We start from the raw sequence: 16,335 nt of genomic DNA, 5'->3' as shown, positions 1-16,335 counted from the left end.
GCCGCGCCGCTTTCCCGAGACGTTGCCCGGTGTTCGACCCGCGGGACGCGAGGTCAGTCGACCGGGTGACCGGGGTCGATCGTGAGGGCGTCGGACAGACGCAGCAGGGGCTCCTCGGTCTCCTTGGGCGGTTTCCGTCCGCCCCACTCGACCGGGTCCAGCACGAAGCCGATGTGGTCGCCGCCGCCGACGCGCGTGAGGATCCGGCCGACGAACCACGCCGGGGCGTCCTCCAGGACCGGCGCCCCGCCGTACGCCTCGCGCAGCCGCACGCCCTCGAGCTTGTCCGTCTCGTCGCCGGTGCGGCCGCCGAACAGCTCGGCCAGGCCGTGCTGTTCGCGGGTGAGCAGGTGCACGGCGAGGACCTCGGCGTCGCGGGCCACGCGGAAGGTGTGGTTGAGCTCCGACAGCCACACCACGAACCGCACGGGCTTCAGTGAACACTGCGAGGCGAACCCGACCAGACAGCCCGCCCGTTCACCCCCCGCGGCGGCCGTGACCACGTACATGTCGGGGTTCAGCCGGTCGATGAACGCGTCCATACCGCCATGGTCGCATCACCGTCGCACCGCGCGGGCGACGCGTCCCGGGGTGTCGTCCGGGCAGGGCGCCACCGGTCAGCCGGTGACCGGTGCCGTGCGGGACTCCAGCGCCGCGCGGGTGTCGTCGCCGTAGACGCCGGTCTCGTCGCCGCGGATGCCGTACCAGAGCTGGAAGCGGGCGACCGCCGCGGTCAGGGTGGGGTCGTAGCGGCCGTTGGTGGAGCCGTCCCGGTAGACGTCCGGGATGCGCATCAGCCGCGCCTGGAGTTCGGCCACCTCGGTGCCGGCGGCTCCCTCGCGGAGCGTGCCGGGGCCGTCGGGGTCGGTGGTGGGCGGGGCGGGGGTGGGCACGGGTGCGGCGGCGGAGCCGGTGGGCCGGGGGGCCGGGGCCGCCTCGTCCGCGGTGCTGCCGCCGCCTCTGAGCAGCAGCGCGCCGCCGAAGCCCAGCACCGCCGCCGCGACGACGGCCACCGCGACGGCGGCGCGGCGCAGCCCGGCTCCGCCAGGCGCGGCACGGCCACCGCCGTGGGCCGGGGCGACGGCCGGCAGTTCCTCCGTCCGTGCTTCGGAGCCGGCCGGCGCCAGCGGCGGCCCCTCGGAAACGGCCGGCGGGCGCGTCCGGGATCCGGGGCCGGCCGGCGAACCTGACGGGGACACCGGGGCGGCCGGCGAACGCGACGGGGCTCCGGAACCGGCCGTTGGGCGCGGCAGGGTGACGGACTCGTAGCCGGCGGATGACCGGTAGCCGTCCGGCGCGGGGCCGCCCGCCGCGCGGCCGGTCTCCTCGCGGTACTCGCGCATCAGTTCCGCGAGCGCGTCGGTGCGCCGCGGCCGCAGGACGCGGATGGGTTCGAGGGGCGGTTCGCCGTGCGGCGGCCGGGGCTCGGACGGTGTCGACACGCTGCTCTCCTTCGGTCCGGGCTCGGGGGCACCCGTCGTCGGGGATCGTCCTGCCGCTAGGTACGCGGCTGCCGCGCGCGATGCTCAACGGCCGACCGGGCCGGAGGCCGGAGAGCACTCAGTACCTCCGAGGCTGCACCGAGTGCCGTTCCGGGTCAGACGGGTGCTACGTTCCGACGCATGAGCTCCGAGAAGGCCGATCCGGGCAACGGAAAGCCGCCCATGCGGGACGCCCTGGTGGCGGCGGCGTTCCGGTTGTTCCTGGAGCGGGGGTACGAGCAGACCACCGTCGATGACATCGTCGCGCTCGCCGGGGTCGGGCGGCGCTCCTTCTTCCGCTACTTCCCCTCCAAGGAGGACGTGGTCTTCCCGGACCACGAGCGGTGCCTGGCCGACATGACGGCCTTCCTGGCCGCGGGCGCGGACGGCGACGAACCCGTGCGGCGGGTCTGCGACGCGGCCCGGCTCGTGATGCGGATGTACGCCGAGAACCCGACGTTCTCCGTGCAGCGCTACCGCCTGACCAAGCAGGTTCCCGGGCTGCGCGCCTACGAGCTGTCGGTGGTGTGGCGCTACGAGCGGGCCCTCGCCGAGTACCTGCGCCGGCGGTTCGCGGCTCGCCGGGACGGCACCCTGCGGGCCGACGTGATCGCTGCGGCGGTGGTCGCGGCGCACAACAACGCGCTGCGTTCCTGGCTGCGTTCGGACGGGCGGGGCGAGGCGAGCGCCGCGGTGGACCACGCGCTGGCCTACGTGCAGTCCGCCTTCGGCGGGGAGCCGGTGCCGCCGGCCGAGGAGTCGGCCGAGGAACGGGCCGATGACGTGGTGGTCGTCGTCTCGCGGCGCGGGGCGCCGCTGTGGCGGGTGGTGCAGGAGATCGAGTCGGTGATGGGGCGGTCCTGAGTACCCACATTGAGGGTACGGAGTGCCTTTACGAGTGGCACTGAGTGCCATACTCTGTGCTGCGTGCACGGTGGCACGGCGAACCGCGCACGCGTGTGCCCGGGTGACCGTGCCCACGCAATTCCGGCCGAGTGCAGGGAGTTGACCAGCGTGTACCACCACTCAGGAAGCGTCACTCAGCAGGCCGCCGGCTCCGCGACGGGTCTGCTCGAAACCAGGAGCCAGGACGCCGACGCCATTCTCTTCCAGCGCTGCACCTGGTGCGGCACCGCCATGTACCACCGGCTGCTGTGTCCGGTCTGCCGGGGATCCGACCTGCGCACCGAGCGCAGCGACGGTACGGGCACGGTGCGCCACTCCACCGTCGTGCACCGCAACACGCCCGCCGCCCGCAACGTGTCCCTGATCGAGATGTCCGAGGGGTTCGTCGTGCGCGGCCGGGTGATGGGCCCGCCCATCGGGATCCACAGCGGGGACCGTGTGCGGCTGTCCACGGCCAAGGACCCGGTACGGGGCGAGCCGGTCTTCCAACTGCTGGACGAGCCGTACCGGGCCTGGAGCTGACCCTTCCTCACACGCCGATCAGCTCGCCGTGCGCACGGGCCGTCCGGTCTCGAAGCCGCGGTTCGCCGCCAGGCCCACGGCCACGGCAAGCGCGCCGTCGCGTTCGGTGGCCGTCGGGTGGGCCGCCGCCGCGGTGTCCGCCGCTCGGGCCGGGCCGGCGGGGCCGGACAGCGCGTCGAGCATGGGCAACTCGCCGCCGCCGTGGGCCTGGTGGGCGACGGCGAGCGGTACCTCCACCGGGGGCCGCCACAGCGGACGCAGGGTGAGGCGGACGCCGCCCGAGTGCCCGGCCCGGGCGTCGCCACGCACCGTGCCGGACGCCCCGGGCGAGCCGGGCCGGGGGGAGGCTGCCAGCGGCTCTCCTCGACCTCCAGTTCCAGCCGGCCGGCACTGCCGTTGAACATCACCCGGCAGCCCTCCCACACGGGCTCCCACGTGGCGGCGGCCGGACGGCCCGCCTCGGCGGCCAGCAGCCGGTTGTGGAAGGCCATCCGGGTCGGGCTGGGGTCGCAGAGCGCGGCCACGTGATGGCCGGACCGTGCGGCGAGGCCCCGGGTGAACAGCCGGGCCCGGTGGCCGGTGCCGACGACGGCCGCGCGGAGCACGGGATTTCGCCTCATGCCGGGTGGTCTTTCCCGGGGACGGGGGTCCCCCTGCGACGGGGAAAGCACTTTCGGAATCTCAGGGCGCGAGAACGATCCGCAACCCGACCGTACCGTCCGCGCCTCGGCGCACGCGGCTGCCGAGCAGCGTGAGCCGGCCCATCAGTCCGTACTTGCGGGCGATGAGCTTGCGGTAGCGCGCGGTGGTGGCCGGGTCGCAGATCTCCGCCGTGGCGGGCACCTGGCCGCCGGTCGGGTTGCCGCGCAGGTCGCAGGGGCCGACCAGGACGTCGGGGCGGTTGCGGATCCGCTTGACCTTCCAGGAGTCGGCCACCGTCCACACGCCGAGCGCGTCACCGTCGCGCACCACCCAGACGGGGGTGGAGACCGGCGTCCCGTTCTTGCGGTAACTGGTGACCAGCAGGTACTTGCCCGCGCTCAGTTCGTCCAGTGCCCTGTCGTCCATGGCGGGCAGTCTACGGGCGCGCCCCGGCCTCAGGCCCCTGCGACCGACATTCTGCGCACCGCCTCGGTGATCACCTCGGGCGAGGTCGCCAGGTTGAGGCGGGCGTGCCCGGCGCCGCCGGTGCCGAAGGGCGGGCCGGAGGTGAGGGCGACGCGGCCGCGGCGCAGGAAGACGTCCGCGGGGTCGTCGCCGAGGCCGAGGCCGCGGCAGTCGAGCCAGGCCAGGTACGTCGCGTCGCCCGGGCGGTAGCGGACCGCGGGCAGGTGCTCGGCCAGCAGGTCCGCGAGCAGGCGCCGGTTGGCGTCGAGGCCGGCCAGCAGGGCGTCCAGCCAGGCGGCGCCGTCGCGCAGGGCGGCGGTGTGCGCGATGACGGCGACGTGGCTCGGGCCGTGCCCGACCTCCTCCGGCATCCGGGCCAGGTCGGCGGCGGCCCCGGGCCCGGCGATCGCCAGGGCGGCCTTGAGCCCGGCCAGGTTCCACGCCTTGGAGGCCGACATCAGCGACAGACCGCGCTCGGCGCCCGGCACGCTCAGGTACGGCACGAAGCCCGGGCCCGCGACCACGAGCGGGGCGTGGATCTCGTCGGCGACGACCCGCACGCCGTACCGCTCGGCAAGCGCGGCGACGGCCGACAGCTCCGTGGCCGTGTGCACGGTGCCGGTCGGATTGTGAGGGCTGCACAGCAGGTAGGCGGCTCGCCCGCCGTCCGCGACGGCCTGTCGGAAGGCCTCCGCCAGGACGTCGAGGTCGAGGCGCCCGTCCGCGCCGAGCGGGGCCTGGACGATCCGCCGGTCCAGGTGCGTGACGAAGTCGTAGAAGGGCGGGTACACCGGCGGGTTGACGACCACCGCGTCCCCGTGGCCGGTGACCAGCTTCAGCATCTCCACCACGCCCAGCATGACGTCGGGCACGACCGCGGTGCGCTCGACGGCGAGCCCGTCCCAGTTCCACCGCTTGCCGGCGAAGGCGGCCAGGGCCTCCGCGTAATCGGTGCCGGCGGGGTATCCGGTGTCGCCGGTCTCCAGTGCCTCGGTGACGGCACGGACGACGGGCCCGGCGAGCGGCACGTCCATCTCGGCCACCCACAACGGCAGCACGTCTTCGGGGTAGGTGCGCCACTTCATGCTGGTGCGGCGCCGGAGGTGGTCGAGGGTGAGGACTCGCAGGGGGTTCGGTTCACCGGACGTCTCGTGCGGGATCCTGGTCATGGGAAACACGATAGGGGGCTGCGAGTGAGCGGGAATCGTGCGGACGGGGAACCGGGCGGGGTCTCGGGCCCCGTCCTGGAGGTCGCCTGCGACGAGTCCGGGTCGGACGGCGAGAACCTCACGGGCGGGAACACGGACGTGTTCGCGCACGGCAGCGTGTCGCTCTCCGTGTCGTCGGCCGCGGCGGCCGTCCGGGAGATCCGGGACCGGATCCGCTCGCCGGCGGAGGAGTACAAGGCCAACCATCTGCTGCGGGAGAAGCACCGGGCGGTGCTGGAGTGGCTGCTCGCTCCGGAGGGGCCGATCCACGGGCGGGCGCGGGTGCACCTCATGGAGAAGGCGTACTTCGTGGTGGAGCGGGCCGTCGGGCTGCTGCTCGACGGCCCGGCCGAGGCACCGGCCCTGTTCCGCGCGGGGCGCCGCACCCTCGGGGAGGACGGCTGGCGGGCCTTCCTTCAGGCGGCCAACCGGCTGCTGCGGGTCCGCGACAACGGCGACCCCGTGGACGCCTTCTACGGCACGGTCGAGGACCTGCGCCGCGCGCACCCCGGCACGGAGGCGGCCCGGCTCCTCGGACGGCTCGCCGCGACCCGGGCCCGCGCGGTGGCCTACCGGGCGGGGTTCCTGGAGGGACCGCCGCTGATCCCGGTGCTCAATCCGCTGCTCCCGGCGATCGTGCGGACGGCCGCGCTGTGGAGCGGGGGCGGGCGGCCGGTCCGGCTGGTGCACGACCGGCAGAACATGCTCACCCCGGACCGCATCGCCTGGATCGAGGAGGCGGCCCGCCGGGGCGGGGTGGCGCTGGCCGGAGTGCGGCTGGTCGTCGCGCGGGACGACGCGCGGGTGCAGGTCGCCGACTTCCTCGCCGGAATCGCCCGCAAGATCGCCTCCGACGAGCTGAACGGACGCGGGGACCCGGCGCTCACCACCCTGCTGCGGCCCCACGTCGACCCGGACTCGGTGTGGGGTGACGCGCGCAGCCGGGCCCTGCTCGCCGCCGCGGTGGCCGGCTGACGGCCGAAGAGATCATGCGCACGGTGAACACCGCACGGCTCGGTCCCGTATGGGAGGAAGGGCGCTCAACTGACGGAGAGCCCCGCGGTGTTCGCACCGCGCTGTTCGGGTTCGGGAGCCATGCATGAGGCACGCACGACGACGGGTCGTCCGGCGAGTGACACGGCTGGCGGCCGTCGGCGGACTCCTCCTCGGAGGAGCGATGGTCACACGCGCCGTGGCGAGCGAGCCCCCCGATCCGTCCATCGGCGTCCCCTACGCGGCGTCGCCCGCCACCGGCACGGGCACCGACCTGGTTGCCCGGCTCGGCGCCTCCCGCACGGCGGGCAGCTGGGTGGACACGGCCGGCCGTCCGGTCGTCGCCGTCACCGACGAGAAGGCCGCCGCCGAGGTCGAACGGGCCGGAGCCCGGGCGAAGATGGTCAGCCACAGCATGAAGGACCTCAAGGCGGCGACGCGGACGCTGCGTTCGGCCCCCCGGGTCGCCGGCACCGCCTGGGCGCTGGACTACCGGAGCAACCAGGTCGTGGTCCGGGGCGACAGCACCGTCTCGGCCTCCGACTGGTCCCGGCTGACCGGGGTGGCGGAGGGCATCGGCGGCTTCGTCCGGATGGAGCGCACCGAGGGCACGTTCACGACGAGGATCAACGGCGCGCAGCCGATCCTGTCGACCGCGGGGCGCTGCTCGGCGGGGTTCAACGTCACCGACGGCAAGAGCGACTACATCCTCACTGCCGGGCACTGCGGGCCCGACGGTTCCGTCTGGTTCGCCGACGACCGGGGCCGCCGGCAGGTCGGCACCTCGCTGCGGGGGAGCTTCCCGGGCGACGACTACTCCCTGGTGAAGTACGACAGCGGGCGCGCGGGGCAGGGCGCGGACGTGGTGTCGGTCGGGGACGGCAAAGGGGTGCGGATCACGGGCCTGGCCGATCCGGAGGTCGGGCAGAGGATCTTCCGCAGCGGCAGCACGAGCGGGCTGCGCCAGGGAGAGGTGACCGCCCTGAACGCGACGGTCAACTACCCCGAGGGCACGGTCACCGGACTCATCGAGACCAACGTGTGCGCCGAACCCGGGGACAGCGGCGGCCCGATGTTCGCCGACGGTGTCGCGCTCGGCCTGACATCGGGCGGCAGCGGAGACTGCGTGGCGGGCGGAACGACGTTCTTCCAGCCGGTGACCAAGGCGCTGACGGAGCTGGGCGTCAAGCTGATCGTGGCCGAGCAGGACGGCGCCGGCGCGGGCCCGGCGCCCGCCCCCTCGGCCTCGCAGGGCGCCGCCGCGGCCTCGCCCGGCACGTCGGCGCCGGTGTCGGGCGCGGACGTGTCGTCCCTGCTGGGCCGGCTGACCGACCCGCGCAACGTGGGACCGGGCCTGCTCGTCATCGGGGGCAGCCTGGTGGCCCTGGTGGCGACACGGTGGATCCGGGCGGAGCAGGACCGCAAGGCGTACCGGCAGCATTACTCGGCGACTTGGGGATGAGGCCGGTCCGGTCCCGCCTTTCACCCCGGGGTGACCAGCACCGTCGCCATACCGGCGCCGAGCCGACCCGTCACCTGGCGGGGCTGACCCGCTCGCCCGGGAGGGCGAGGCCCAGGACGTTCTGCCCGCCAGGGGCGAACCACAGAGCGGGGACGGTGACGGCGATGCCCAGCCAGGCGACGGCGCCCGGGCGGTCGCCGAGGACGAGGACCCCGCACAGCACCGACAGGGCGACGCCGGAGAGGGCGCCCCACGGCGGGGCGGCGGAGCGCCCGGCGTCGGCGGGCAGGAGGAGCGCGGCGCCGCAGGCGGGCAGGAGCCCGCCGAGCCGGCCCAGGAAGGTGACGAAGCGGTAGACGACGGCCGAGGAAAGTCCGAGAAGGGCACCCGTCGGATCAGGGGTGCCCCGGGACGAGGGTCCGAGGTGTCAGCGGGTCAGGCCGCCGGCGCCGACTGCGGGGCCGCGGAGGCCCACTCCAGGACGAGGCGCTGGTACTCCTCGCGCTGCTCGACGCTCAGTGTCCCGCCCGATCGGCGCCACAGGGCCCGGATCTCCTCGTTGACCTCGTCAGCCGATCGCTCGGAAGAAGGTTCAACAGTGGTGGACATGCTGTGAAGCATACGGCGCCTCAGGTGAAGACGATGTGAGTAATCGTGAGGTAAACGCCCATTTCGGACAGTGGCCCTGATCACGTCCATCTCCCGGTAAACGTGAGCTAGTTCACGCTTCCGCCGATCCCAGCACCAGCACCGTGACGGCCGGCACGGCCGCGCCGCGTGCCCCGTCGTGGAAGTCGGACACCTTCGTCAGTAGGGCCGGCCCGCCGAAGTGGGTGCGGCGAGCCGGGTGCCCGGCATCAGGTGCCCGGCTTGCGGCCGTAGACGAAGACGTCGTCGCCCTTCTTCAGCATCGACCAGTACTTCTGGGCGTCGGTCTTGGTCATGTTGACGCAGCCGCGGGAACCCGGCGGGTTCCACATGCTGACGTTCGCCTGATGGAAGGCCTGGCCGCCGTCGAAGAACTGGGCGTAGGGCATCGGCACGTCGTAGATGGACGAGACGTGGTCGATGTTGCGCCAGTAGATCTTCTTCAGGCCGGTGCGCGTCTCGTCACCGTCGCGGCCGGTGCGGACCGGGACGGGGCCGTACACGAGCTTCTTGCCGTCCTGGATCCAGCTGAGCTGGAGCGTCAGGTTCACACAGGCGATCCGGCCCTTGTTCACCGGGCACTTGCCGTCCTTGTTGGGGTTCTTCCCGACGGCCTTCTGCTTCGTCATCAGGTCCATCACGCCCCAGGTGACGGATCCCGCGTAGCCGATGTTCGGGGTGATGCCGTGCTTGGTCTGGAAGGCCTTGATGGCCTTGCAGTCGGCGGCGGACTGCTTCCCGTCGACCGGACGGCCCAGGAACTTCTCCACCTGCTTCTGGTACGGGCCGGTCTGCGTGGTGCAGCTCGCCGCGGCGGCCGGCGTGGCGCCGAGCGCGAGCGTGAGCGGTGCCACCAGTGCGGTGAGCCCGAGTGCGACGGCACCCCGTCTGCGTACGTCCCCCATGGCTGGTCAACCCTTTCACGGAAGTGGTCTGCGATGTCTGCCAGCTAGACAGACGTGGGCCCGCTGCGGTTGTGCACCGGACCGCGCCGGGACGGAACAGTGACATTCCCCACCGGGTCATGACGGTCAAACAGGATGAATCAGGCACCCAGCACGCGGGTTCGTCCCCGGCGGCGCCTGTCACCGGTACCCGGTCGTGTCCGCCGGCTTGCCCCTGTCCTGGATCTCCACGAGGTAGCGCCAGGCGTCCGGGCGGCTGCCGTCGAGATCGGTGAAGCCGTACACCTGGGCCAGGCCGCCGCTGGAGAGGGACGTGCCGTTGAAGCGGGCCACGTCCGGGTCCGCGGCGAGGGCGGTCACCGCCCGGCCCACATAGCGCGGGGTCTCCGAGATCGCGAAGTGGGGGACGCGTTCCAGGGCGTCGCGCCAGTTGTCCTCCCGCACCCCGAAGGCGTCGAGCATCAGCTCCGAGCGCAGCCAGCCGGGGGTGAGGGCGACGGCGGTCGCGCCGCGCGGGCCGAGTTCGTGGCCGAGGGCGAAGGCCATGCGCAGCACGGCGCTCTTGGCCAGGTCGTAGAAGAAGCTCACGCGGTAGTGGTCCCGGTTGTAGTCGGCGGTGCCGTCGGTGACCTCGACGACCAGACCGCCGGGGTTGCGCAGCAGCAGGGGCAGGGCGTGGTGGCTGGTGACCGCGTGCGTCTCGATGGCGAGGCGGAGCAGGCGCAGGCCGTTGTCCAGGTCGTGCTCCCACAGCGGGGTGTCCCACTCGAAGAGCTTCTCGCCGCCCCAGATGTCGTTGACGAGGACGTCGAGTCGGCCCTGTTCGTCCGCGACGCGGTCGACCAGGGCGCGGACCTGCGCCGGGTCGAGATGGTCGGTGGGGACGGCGATGCCCCGGCCGCCGGCCTCGGTGACCAGGTCGGCGGTGTCCTCGATGGTCTCCGGCCGGTCGTACTCGGAGCGGCGCTCGCGGGTGGTGCGGCCGGTGACGTAGACCGTGGCGCCGGCGGCGCCGAGTTCGACGGCGATCCCCCGTCCGGCCCCCCGGGTCGCCCCGGCGACCAGTGCGACCTTGCCCTTGAGCGGAGCTGACATGTCCGGCCTCCCGTGCCCTCGACTGTGTGCCGGTCTCAGGGTGCCGGGTAAGCCGGACATCTTCTGTCGCCTTTGACGACGACACGCGATCAGTGGCCCCGAGCGATCCATTCCTCCAGGTGCGGGGCCTCCGCGCCGATCGTGGTGGAGTCGCCGTGGCCGGTGCGGACGGTCGTCCCCGGCGGCAGGGTGAGCAGCCGGTCGCGGATCGAGTCGATGATCGTCGGGAAGTGCGAGAAGGACCGGCCGGTGGCGCCCGGGCCGCCCTGGAAGAGGGTGTCGCCGGTGAAGACGGTGGCGAGGCCCGGCTCGTAGAGGCAGACCGCGCCGGGCGCGTGCCCCGGGGTGTGGATGACCCTGAGGTCGGCGCCGCCGGCCTCGATGACCTGGCCGTCGACCAGCCAGGCGTCGGGCTCGCGGTCGGGGTGGGTCTGCTTCCACAGCGGCAGGTCGTCGTGGTGCAGCCAGATCGTGGCGCCGGTCCGCTCGGCGAGGGCGGGGGCGGCGTCGATGTGGTCGTTGTGGGCGTGCGTGCACACGATCGCGGTCAGGCGGCGGTCGCCGACGGCCTCGGCGATGGCGTCGGCGTCATGGGCGGCGTCGATGACGATCGCCTCGTGGTCGTCGCCGACGATCCACACGTTGTTGTCGACGTCCCAGGTGCCGCCGTCGAGGCTGAACTGCCCGGAGGTGACGAGGTGTTCGACGCGCGTCGCCATCAGAGCACCACCACCGAGCGCAGCACGTCCCCGTGGTGCATCCGCTCGAACGCCTTCTCCACCTCGTCGAGCCCGATGGTCTCGGTGACGAACGCGCCGAGGTCCAGGCGTCCTTGCAGGTGCAGGTCGATCAGCATGGGGAAGTCCCGGGAGGGCAGACAGTCGCCGTACCAGGACGACTTCAGGGCGCCGCCGCGGCCGAAGACGTCCAGCAGGGGCAGCTCCAGTTTCATCTCGGGGGTGGGCACGCCGACGAGGACGACCGTGCCGGCGAGGTCGCGGGCGTAGAAGGCCTGCTGGTACGTCTCGGGGCGGCCGACGGCCTCGATGACGACGTCGGCGCCGAAACCGCCGGTGAGTTCGCGAATGGCCTCGACGGGGTCGGTCTCGCGCGAGTTGACGGTGTGGGTGGCGCCCATGGAGCGGGCGGTCTCCAGTTTGCGGTCGTCGATGTCGACGGCGATGATCGTCGCCGCTCCGGCCAGGTGCGAGCCGGCGATGGCCGCGTCCCCGACGCCGCCGCAGCCGATGACGGCGACCGAGTCGCCCCGGCCGACGTTGCCGGTGTTGATCGCCGCCCCGATGCCGGCCATCACTCCGCAGCCGAGCAGACCGGCCACCTGCGGGGCCACGGCCGGGTCGACCTTGGTGCACTGCCCGGCGGCGACCAGCGTCTTCTCGGCGAAGGCGCCGATGCCGAGGGCCGGGGACAGCTCCGTGCCCCCGGTCAGGGTCATCTTCTGGCGCGCGTTGTGGGTGTCGAAGCAGTACCAGGGCCGTCCGCGCAGACAGGCGCGGCACTTCCCGCACACCGCGCGCCAGTTGAGGATCACGAAGTCACCGGGCTCGACGTCGCTCACGCCGTCACCCACCGCCTCCACCACGCCCGCGGCCTCGTGCCCCAGCAGGAACGGGAACTCGTCGTTGATGCCGCCCTGCTTGTAGTGCAGGTCGGTGTGGCACACGCCGCAGGCCTGGACGCGCACGACCGCCTCGCCCGGGCCCGGGTCGGGCACCACGATGGTCTCGATCCGCACCGGCTCGTCCTTGCCGGGTGCGATCACACCGCGTACTTCCTGCGCCATGCGCTGACTCCTTCGTCGGCCGGGGTGCGTCCCCTCCGACCCTACGCGCGACTGATCGGTAACGGGCACGGATCGGCCACCTGCGTCTCCGTGAAAGCGCAGGCCGCGCGGCCCGCCACCGACGTAGCCTGAACGCTCCGCCCGAGGCCGAAGGAGCGACGTGAGCATCGCAGAGACCGAGACCGCCCCACCCCCCTGGCGGCTGCTCCTCGGCTACGTACGGCCGCACCGGAAGGCGCTGGTGGCCGGCGCCGTGCTCTCGCTGGTCACCGGGGCGACCGGGCTGCTGCTGCCGCTCGTGGCGCGGGGCCTGATCGACGACCTGGCCCACGACCGGGCCATCACCGGCGCGCTGCTGGCCATGTCGGCGCTGGTGGTGGGCAACGCGGCGCTGGGCGCGCTGGGTTCGTACGTGCTGCAGCGGACCGCCGAGTCGGTGGTGCTCGGCGCGCGGCAGACCCTGTCGTCGTATCTGCTGCGGCTGCGGATCCCCGCGGTGGACCGCAGCGAACCCGGGGACCTGATGGCCCGCATCACCTCCGACACCACCCTGCTGCGCGCGGTCACGACCGACTCCCTCGTCGGCCTGGGCACGGGCGGGCTCACGCTCGTCGCGACGGTGGTGATGATGGGCCTGGTGGACGCCGTGCTGCTGGGCGTGACCCTGGCGGTGATCCTCGGCGCGGGCGTCGTCCTGGGCGTGATCGTGCCGCGCATCAACCAGGCGAGCCGCCGGGCGCAGGACGCGGTGGGCGTCATGGGCGCCTCGCTGGAGCGGATCCTCGGCGCGCTGCGCACGGTGAAGGCGTCCGGCGCCGAGCACCGCGAGGAGACCACACTGCACGAGGCGGCGCGGGAGTCCTGGCGGCAGAGCGTGCGCGCCGCCAAGTGGTCGGCGGCCGCGGGCAACACGGCCGGGCTGGCCATGCAGATCGCGTTCATCACCGTGCTCGCGGTGGGCGGGGCGCGGGTCGCGACCGGCGCCGTCGACGTGGGAACCCTGGTGGCGTTCCTGCTGTACGTGTTCTACCTGATGTCGCCGATACAGCAGGTCGTCGGTGCCGTCACGCAGTACCAGACGGGCGCCGCGGCCCTCACCCGCATCCAGGAGGCGCTGCGCCTGCCCGCCGAGCCGGCCGCCGAGCCCGCGCCGCTGCCCTCCCCCGGCGCCGAGCCCGCCGCCGTCGCCTTCGAGGACGTGCGCTTCCGCTACGCCGACGACCTGCCCTACGTCCACCACGGCGTGACGTTCACCGTGCCCGCGCAGGGCATGACCGCGTTCGTGGGCCCCTCCGGTGCGGGCAAGACCACCGTGTTCTCGCTGATCGAGCGCTTCTACGAACCCGACTCCGGGGTGATCAGGCTCGACGGCCGGGACCTGGCCGACTGGGAGCTGCCGCGGCTGCGCGCCGCGATCGGCTACGTGGAGCAGGACGCGCCCGTCCTGTCGGGCTCCCTGCGGGACAACCTGCTGCTGGGTCAGCCGGACGCGGACGAGGACGCCGTAGCCCGGGTGCTGAAGACGACCCGGCTCGACGGGCTGGTCGCCCGGCTGCCGGACGGTCTCGACACGCTCGTCGGGCACCGTGGCACCAAGCTGTCGGGCGGTGAGCGCCAGCGCGTCGCCATCGCCCGGGCCCTGCTGCGCCGGCCCCGGCTGCTGCTGCTCGACGAGGCGACCTCTCAGCTGGACGCGGTGAACGAGGCGGCGCTGCGCGACACGGTCGCGGACGTGGCCCGGACGACGACGGTCCTGGTCGTGGCGCACCGGCTGTCCACGGTGACGATGGCCGACCGGATCGTGGTGATGGACGCGGGCCGGGTCCGGGCCGTGGGCACGCACCGCGAACTGGTGACGGCCGACCCGCTCTACGCGGAGCTGGCGGCGACGCAGTTCCTGGCCGCGGCGGACTGAGCCCGGGTAGGCGGCGCACTGCCGGGCTCGGCCGGGGTGGCTTCGGGCCGTGACCGGCGCTGAGGTGGAGCACCCCTGCCACGGTGCTGGTCGGCGGGGACCACGCGTCCGTGACGTGCGTCCGGATGAAGGGGAACCGCTGCCGCACGGCCGGCATCGACTCACGGCACGTGGTGCTTGCTTCCAGCGTCCGGTGCGCGACCACGTCGACGAGCGGGCCGCGTCCGAGGCGATGCCGGGCGGCGTCGGCCCGATGACCATCGCCACGCTGCTGGAGCCGACCGTGGACGCCGCAGCTCGGTGTGCCCGGGGCGTGATCAGCGCATCCATGCGCTGTACGACATGACAGCGCCCTTGTCGACGCCGTACTCGGGGTCGGGGGCCGTGAGGGTGCTTTCGAGGCCGAGGACGGCGCCGGTGGCCGGGTCCATGATCAGCATGCGGCGGACGCCGTGCGTGTCGGTCACGTAGGCCTGGCCGCGTCGGCCCAGCCGGTCGGTGACCCGGCCGGCCGGCCGCAGCCCCTCGGCGTCGGCGAGGAGCCGGGCGAGTGCCGCGCTCTCCCGGGCGCCGAGGGTCCAGTGGTCGAGCAGCGTCGCCACCGCGTCCAGCAGTTGGGGCGTGGTCAGCGGAGTGGCCGTGTACTGAGCCTCCGCCAGGTAGGCGCGCAGCCGGTCCGGTTCGCGCGGCGGGGGTGACTGGGGTGGGGCGTCGCTCCAGCTCGGCGGGTAGGTGCGGTCGAGCAGGACGCGGCCGTCGTCGACGAGGCGCGGCGCGCCGCCCTCGTCGGACAGGACCGGGCGGGCGGGGTGCCGCGGGTCGGTCGCCACGACGAGTTCGGTGTGGCTGCCGTCGGGCCGCCAGCGCACGAGGCGCTCCTCGGGCAGGGTGATGGGCGGCCTGTCGTCCGACATGCCGAGGCTCCAGGACCGCACATGGGTGCCCTTGCGCAGGCGGGGTGCGTCGGCGGCCCAGGCCGCGGCCGCCGCGCGCTCGGCCAGCCGGTCGAGGGGGACGGGCGCGGAGCCGGTGTCGATCACCAGCGGGCGGGGCGCGGCGAGGGCGGGCGGGGTGCTCGGCCCGCTCAGTACGAGGGTGAGCGTCAGGGCGGTGACGAGGGCCGTGGCGGCCAGGCCCCAAACGACGCGGAGCCGTCCGGAGCCCGCCGGCGAGCGGCCGGGCCCGGACAGCGGCCGCTGGGCCGCAGGGCCTGACGGACGGCCCCGCCCGGCGGGCCGACGCCCCGAGGACCGCACCCGCCGGTCCCACAGGTCACCGAGAAGCCGCCGGCGACGGCCGGAGAGTCGGAGACGGCCGGAGAGGTCGAGAGGGCCCGAGAGGTCGAGACGGCCGGGGAGCCGTGACCTCCCCTCTTCCGCACGCGCGGTGGGCCGTTCGTCGCTCCCGCTCAGCAACCGCTCCAGCCGGTGCTCCGCGCGGGGGTCAAGGGGCCCGTCGCCGAAGCGATGGCCGTGGGACGGCACCGGATCGGCACTGCGCAGCAGTTCGAGTTCGTCAGCCATGGCCGTGTTCCTTCGGGGCGGTCACGCAGGAGTGCTCGGTGAGGGTGGGCTCGGGTCGCAGACGGTCGATCTCCGCCCTGAGGCGGCGCCGCGCCCGGTGCAGCCGCATGGACGCGGCCCGGCTGCCGCAGCCGAGGGCGACGGCGATCTCGTCGACGCCGAGGTCCTCCCAGGCGGCGAGGCGCAGTACCTCCTGGTCGGCCGGGGAGAGCCGGGCGAGGGCCTCGTGCACCCAGCCGCCGGGGGTGTCGGCCTCGGGGCCCGCCGCGATGTGCCGGCCGTGCGCGGTGTCGTCGTTGCCGAGCCGGTCGACGAGCCGGCGGCGGCGTCCGTGCCCGCGCACCGTGTTGGCCAGGCAGTTGCGCGCCACGCCGTACAGCCAGGGCAGCGGGGTGTCCGGCAGGTCGGCCCGGCGCCGCCAGGCGACCGTGAACACCTCCGCCACCACTTCCTCCACCTCGCCGGCCCGCCCGTCCAGTCGCCGTGCGACATAGCGGCTGACCGCCCAGTAGTGCTCACGGTAGGCAGCGGCGAAGATCTCGTCGTTGCTCATGTCCCGTTCGTGTCCGGCACTCTCCCGATCGTCACACCCGGTTCTCGTGACGCTCGTCGCGTCCCTGGAGTGTGACGTGCGGGCGGGGCTCGGACACAGGCGGGGCATGAGGCACCTGAAGTGGCTGACGACCACGGACCACAAGACGATCGGCACGCTGTACCTGGCGACGTCGTTCGCGTTCTTCGTCATCGGTGGCGTGATGGCGCTGTT

General features: G+C 73.7%; 18 protein-coding genes. 5 read left to right on the top strand and 13 right to left on the bottom strand.

Annotated features, from left to right (window positions below):
• Nucleotides 1-53: 53 nt before the first annotated feature.
• Both ABTZ58_RS31625 and ABTZ58_RS31620 read right to left on the bottom strand, forming a co-directional pair.
• On the bottom strand, nucleotides 54-542 hold the full coding sequence (locus tag ABTZ58_RS31625) for a flavin reductase family protein (protein ID WP_351364130.1): 489 nt from the start codon (nucleotides 540-542) through the stop codon (nucleotides 54-56).
• Nucleotides 543-617: 75 nt separating this feature from the next.
• Nucleotides 618-1,442 (bottom strand): peptidoglycan-binding domain-containing protein, encoded by an 825-nt coding sequence (locus tag ABTZ58_RS31620; RefSeq protein WP_351364127.1) that lies wholly within the window; start codon nucleotides 1,440-1,442, stop codon nucleotides 618-620.
• A 180-nt stretch (nucleotides 1,443-1,622) separates the two neighbouring features.
• On the opposite strand from ABTZ58_RS31620, the gene ABTZ58_RS31615 reads away from it, so the two are divergent.
• Nucleotides 1,623-2,345, top strand: coding sequence for a TetR family transcriptional regulator (locus ABTZ58_RS31615; RefSeq protein ID WP_351364124.1), 723 nt, complete (start codon nucleotides 1,623-1,625; stop codon nucleotides 2,343-2,345).
• 150 nt (nucleotides 2,346-2,495) lie between these two features.
• Nucleotides 2,496-2,909 carry a Zn-ribbon domain-containing OB-fold protein gene (locus ABTZ58_RS31610; RefSeq protein WP_351364121.1) on the top strand — a complete coding sequence of 138 codons (414 nt, stop codon included), beginning with the start codon at nucleotides 2,496-2,498 and terminating at the stop codon, nucleotides 2,907-2,909.
• Between the two features lie 18 nt (nucleotides 2,910-2,927).
• Here ABTZ58_RS31610 and ABTZ58_RS31605 read toward each other — a convergent pair whose 3' ends face one another.
• From ABTZ58_RS31605 to ABTZ58_RS31595, 3 genes are all read right to left on the bottom strand, one after another.
• Nucleotides 2,928-3,218 carry a hypothetical protein gene (locus ABTZ58_RS31605; protein ID WP_351364118.1) on the bottom strand — a complete coding sequence of 97 codons (291 nt, stop codon included), beginning with the start codon at nucleotides 3,216-3,218 and terminating at the stop codon, nucleotides 2,928-2,930.
• 372 nt (nucleotides 3,219-3,590) lie between these two features.
• On the bottom strand, nucleotides 3,591-3,977 hold the full coding sequence (locus ABTZ58_RS31600) for a PPOX class F420-dependent oxidoreductase (RefSeq protein ID WP_351364115.1): 387 nt from the start codon (nucleotides 3,975-3,977) through the stop codon (nucleotides 3,591-3,593).
• Between the two features lie 29 nt (nucleotides 3,978-4,006).
• Nucleotides 4,007-5,185 carry a MalY/PatB family protein gene (locus ABTZ58_RS31595; protein WP_351364113.1) on the bottom strand — a complete coding sequence of 393 codons (1,179 nt, stop codon included), beginning with the start codon at nucleotides 5,183-5,185 and terminating at the stop codon, nucleotides 4,007-4,009.
• Nucleotides 5,186-5,209: 24 nt separating this feature from the next.
• On the opposite strand from ABTZ58_RS31595, the gene ABTZ58_RS31590 reads away from it, so the two are divergent.
• Nucleotides 5,210-6,199 (top strand): hypothetical protein, encoded by a 990-nt coding sequence (locus tag ABTZ58_RS31590; RefSeq protein ID WP_351364110.1) that lies wholly within the window; start codon nucleotides 5,210-5,212, stop codon nucleotides 6,197-6,199.
• A 124-nt stretch (nucleotides 6,200-6,323) separates the two neighbouring features.
• On the top strand, nucleotides 6,324-7,679 hold the full coding sequence (locus tag ABTZ58_RS31585) for a S1 family peptidase (RefSeq protein WP_351364107.1): 1,356 nt from the start codon (nucleotides 6,324-6,326) through the stop codon (nucleotides 7,677-7,679).
• Nucleotides 7,680-7,749: 70 nt separating this feature from the next.
• Here the strand turns inward: ABTZ58_RS31585 and ABTZ58_RS31580 are convergent, their stop codons facing one another.
• From ABTZ58_RS31580 to ABTZ58_RS31555, 6 genes are all read right to left on the bottom strand, one after another.
• Nucleotides 7,750-7,902: a hypothetical protein gene (locus tag ABTZ58_RS31580; RefSeq protein WP_351364104.1), complete on the bottom strand. Its 153-nt coding sequence runs from the start codon at nucleotides 7,900-7,902 to the stop codon at nucleotides 7,750-7,752.
• 212 nt (nucleotides 7,903-8,114) lie between these two features.
• A complete protein-coding gene (locus tag ABTZ58_RS31575) occupies nucleotides 8,115-8,300 on the bottom strand; it encodes a hypothetical protein (RefSeq protein WP_351364101.1) in 186 nt (61 codons plus the stop codon).
• Between the two features lie 236 nt (nucleotides 8,301-8,536).
• On the bottom strand, nucleotides 8,537-9,232 hold the full coding sequence (locus ABTZ58_RS31570; protein WP_351364098.1) for a L,D-transpeptidase family protein: 696 nt from the start codon (nucleotides 9,230-9,232) through the stop codon (nucleotides 8,537-8,539).
• A gap of 180 nt (nucleotides 9,233-9,412) precedes the next feature.
• Nucleotides 9,413-10,327, bottom strand: a complete 915-nt coding sequence (locus tag ABTZ58_RS31565; protein WP_351364095.1) for an SDR family oxidoreductase — start codon at nucleotides 10,325-10,327, stop codon at nucleotides 9,413-9,415.
• Between the two features lie 89 nt (nucleotides 10,328-10,416).
• Nucleotides 10,417-11,046 (bottom strand): MBL fold metallo-hydrolase, encoded by a 630-nt coding sequence (locus ABTZ58_RS31560; protein WP_351364092.1) that lies wholly within the window; start codon nucleotides 11,044-11,046, stop codon nucleotides 10,417-10,419.
• Nucleotides 11,046-12,131 (bottom strand): S-(hydroxymethyl)mycothiol dehydrogenase, encoded by a 1,086-nt coding sequence (locus ABTZ58_RS31555; RefSeq protein WP_351364089.1) that lies wholly within the window; start codon nucleotides 12,129-12,131, stop codon nucleotides 11,046-11,048. Before ABTZ58_RS31555 ends, ABTZ58_RS31560 begins: the two co-directional genes overlap by 1 nt.
• Nucleotides 12,132-12,291: 160 nt before the next feature.
• Between ABTZ58_RS31555 and ABTZ58_RS31550 the strand changes: the two genes are divergently transcribed.
• Nucleotides 12,292-14,046: an ABC transporter ATP-binding protein gene (locus tag ABTZ58_RS31550; RefSeq protein WP_351364086.1), complete on the top strand. Its 1,755-nt coding sequence runs from the start codon at nucleotides 12,292-12,294 to the stop codon at nucleotides 14,044-14,046.
• 317 nt (nucleotides 14,047-14,363) lie between these two features.
• On the opposite strand, the gene ABTZ58_RS31540 is transcribed toward ABTZ58_RS31550, so the two are convergent.
• Nucleotides 14,364-15,569 carry a CU044_5270 family protein gene (locus tag ABTZ58_RS31540; protein WP_351364083.1) on the bottom strand — a complete coding sequence of 402 codons (1,206 nt, stop codon included), beginning with the start codon at nucleotides 15,567-15,569 and terminating at the stop codon, nucleotides 14,364-14,366.
• Nucleotides 15,562-16,122, bottom strand: a complete 561-nt coding sequence (locus ABTZ58_RS31535) for an RNA polymerase sigma factor (protein WP_351364080.1) — start codon at nucleotides 16,120-16,122, stop codon at nucleotides 15,562-15,564. Before ABTZ58_RS31535 ends, ABTZ58_RS31540 begins: the two co-directional genes overlap by 8 nt.
• Between the last annotated feature and the right edge of the window lie 213 nt (nucleotides 16,123-16,335).

The organism is Streptomyces sp. NPDC094143 (assembly GCF_040303825.1).
GTDB lineage: Bacteria > Actinomycetota > Actinomycetes > Streptomycetales > Streptomycetaceae > Streptomyces.
The sequence above is the reverse complement of the archived record's forward strand: the minus strand, read 5'-3'. Positions and strand labels throughout refer to the sequence as shown.

Bases quoted from the DNA above. Each gene is read 5' to 3' on its own strand.
- ABTZ58_RS31555 (WP_351364089.1), bottom strand. From the start codon at position 12,131: ATGGCGCAGGAAGTACGCGGTGTGATCGCACCCGGCAAGGACGAGCCG.
- ABTZ58_RS31540 (WP_351364083.1), bottom strand. From the start codon at position 15,569: ATGGCTGACGAACTCGAACTGCTGCGCAGTGCCGATCCGGTGCCGTCC.
- ABTZ58_RS31570 (WP_351364098.1), bottom strand. From the start codon at position 9,232: ATGGGGGACGTACGCAGACGGGGTGCCGTCGCACTCGGGCTCACCGCA.
- ABTZ58_RS31625 (WP_351364130.1), bottom strand. From the start codon at position 542: ATGGACGCGTTCATCGACCGGCTGAACCCCGACATGTACGTGGTCACG.
- ABTZ58_RS31535 (WP_351364080.1), bottom strand. From the start codon at position 16,122: ATGAGCAACGACGAGATCTTCGCCGCTGCCTACCGTGAGCACTACTGG.
- ABTZ58_RS31600 (WP_351364115.1), bottom strand. From the start codon at position 3,977: ATGGACGACAGGGCACTGGACGAACTGAGCGCGGGCAAGTACCTGCTG.
- ABTZ58_RS31595 (WP_351364113.1), bottom strand. From the start codon at position 5,185: ATGACCAGGATCCCGCACGAGACGTCCGGTGAACCGAACCCCCTGCGA.
- ABTZ58_RS31585 (WP_351364107.1), top strand. From the start codon at position 6,324: ATGAGGCACGCACGACGACGGGTCGTCCGGCGAGTGACACGGCTGGCG.
- ABTZ58_RS31615 (WP_351364124.1), top strand. From the start codon at position 1,623: ATGAGCTCCGAGAAGGCCGATCCGGGCAACGGAAAGCCGCCCATGCGG.
- ABTZ58_RS31565 (WP_351364095.1), bottom strand. From the start codon at position 10,327: ATGTCAGCTCCGCTCAAGGGCAAGGTCGCACTGGTCGCCGGGGCGACC.
- ABTZ58_RS31575 (WP_351364101.1), bottom strand. From the start codon at position 8,300: ATGCTTCACAGCATGTCCACCACTGTTGAACCTTCTTCCGAGCGATCG.
- ABTZ58_RS31560 (WP_351364092.1), bottom strand. From the start codon at position 11,046: ATGGCGACGCGCGTCGAACACCTCGTCACCTCCGGGCAGTTCAGCCTC.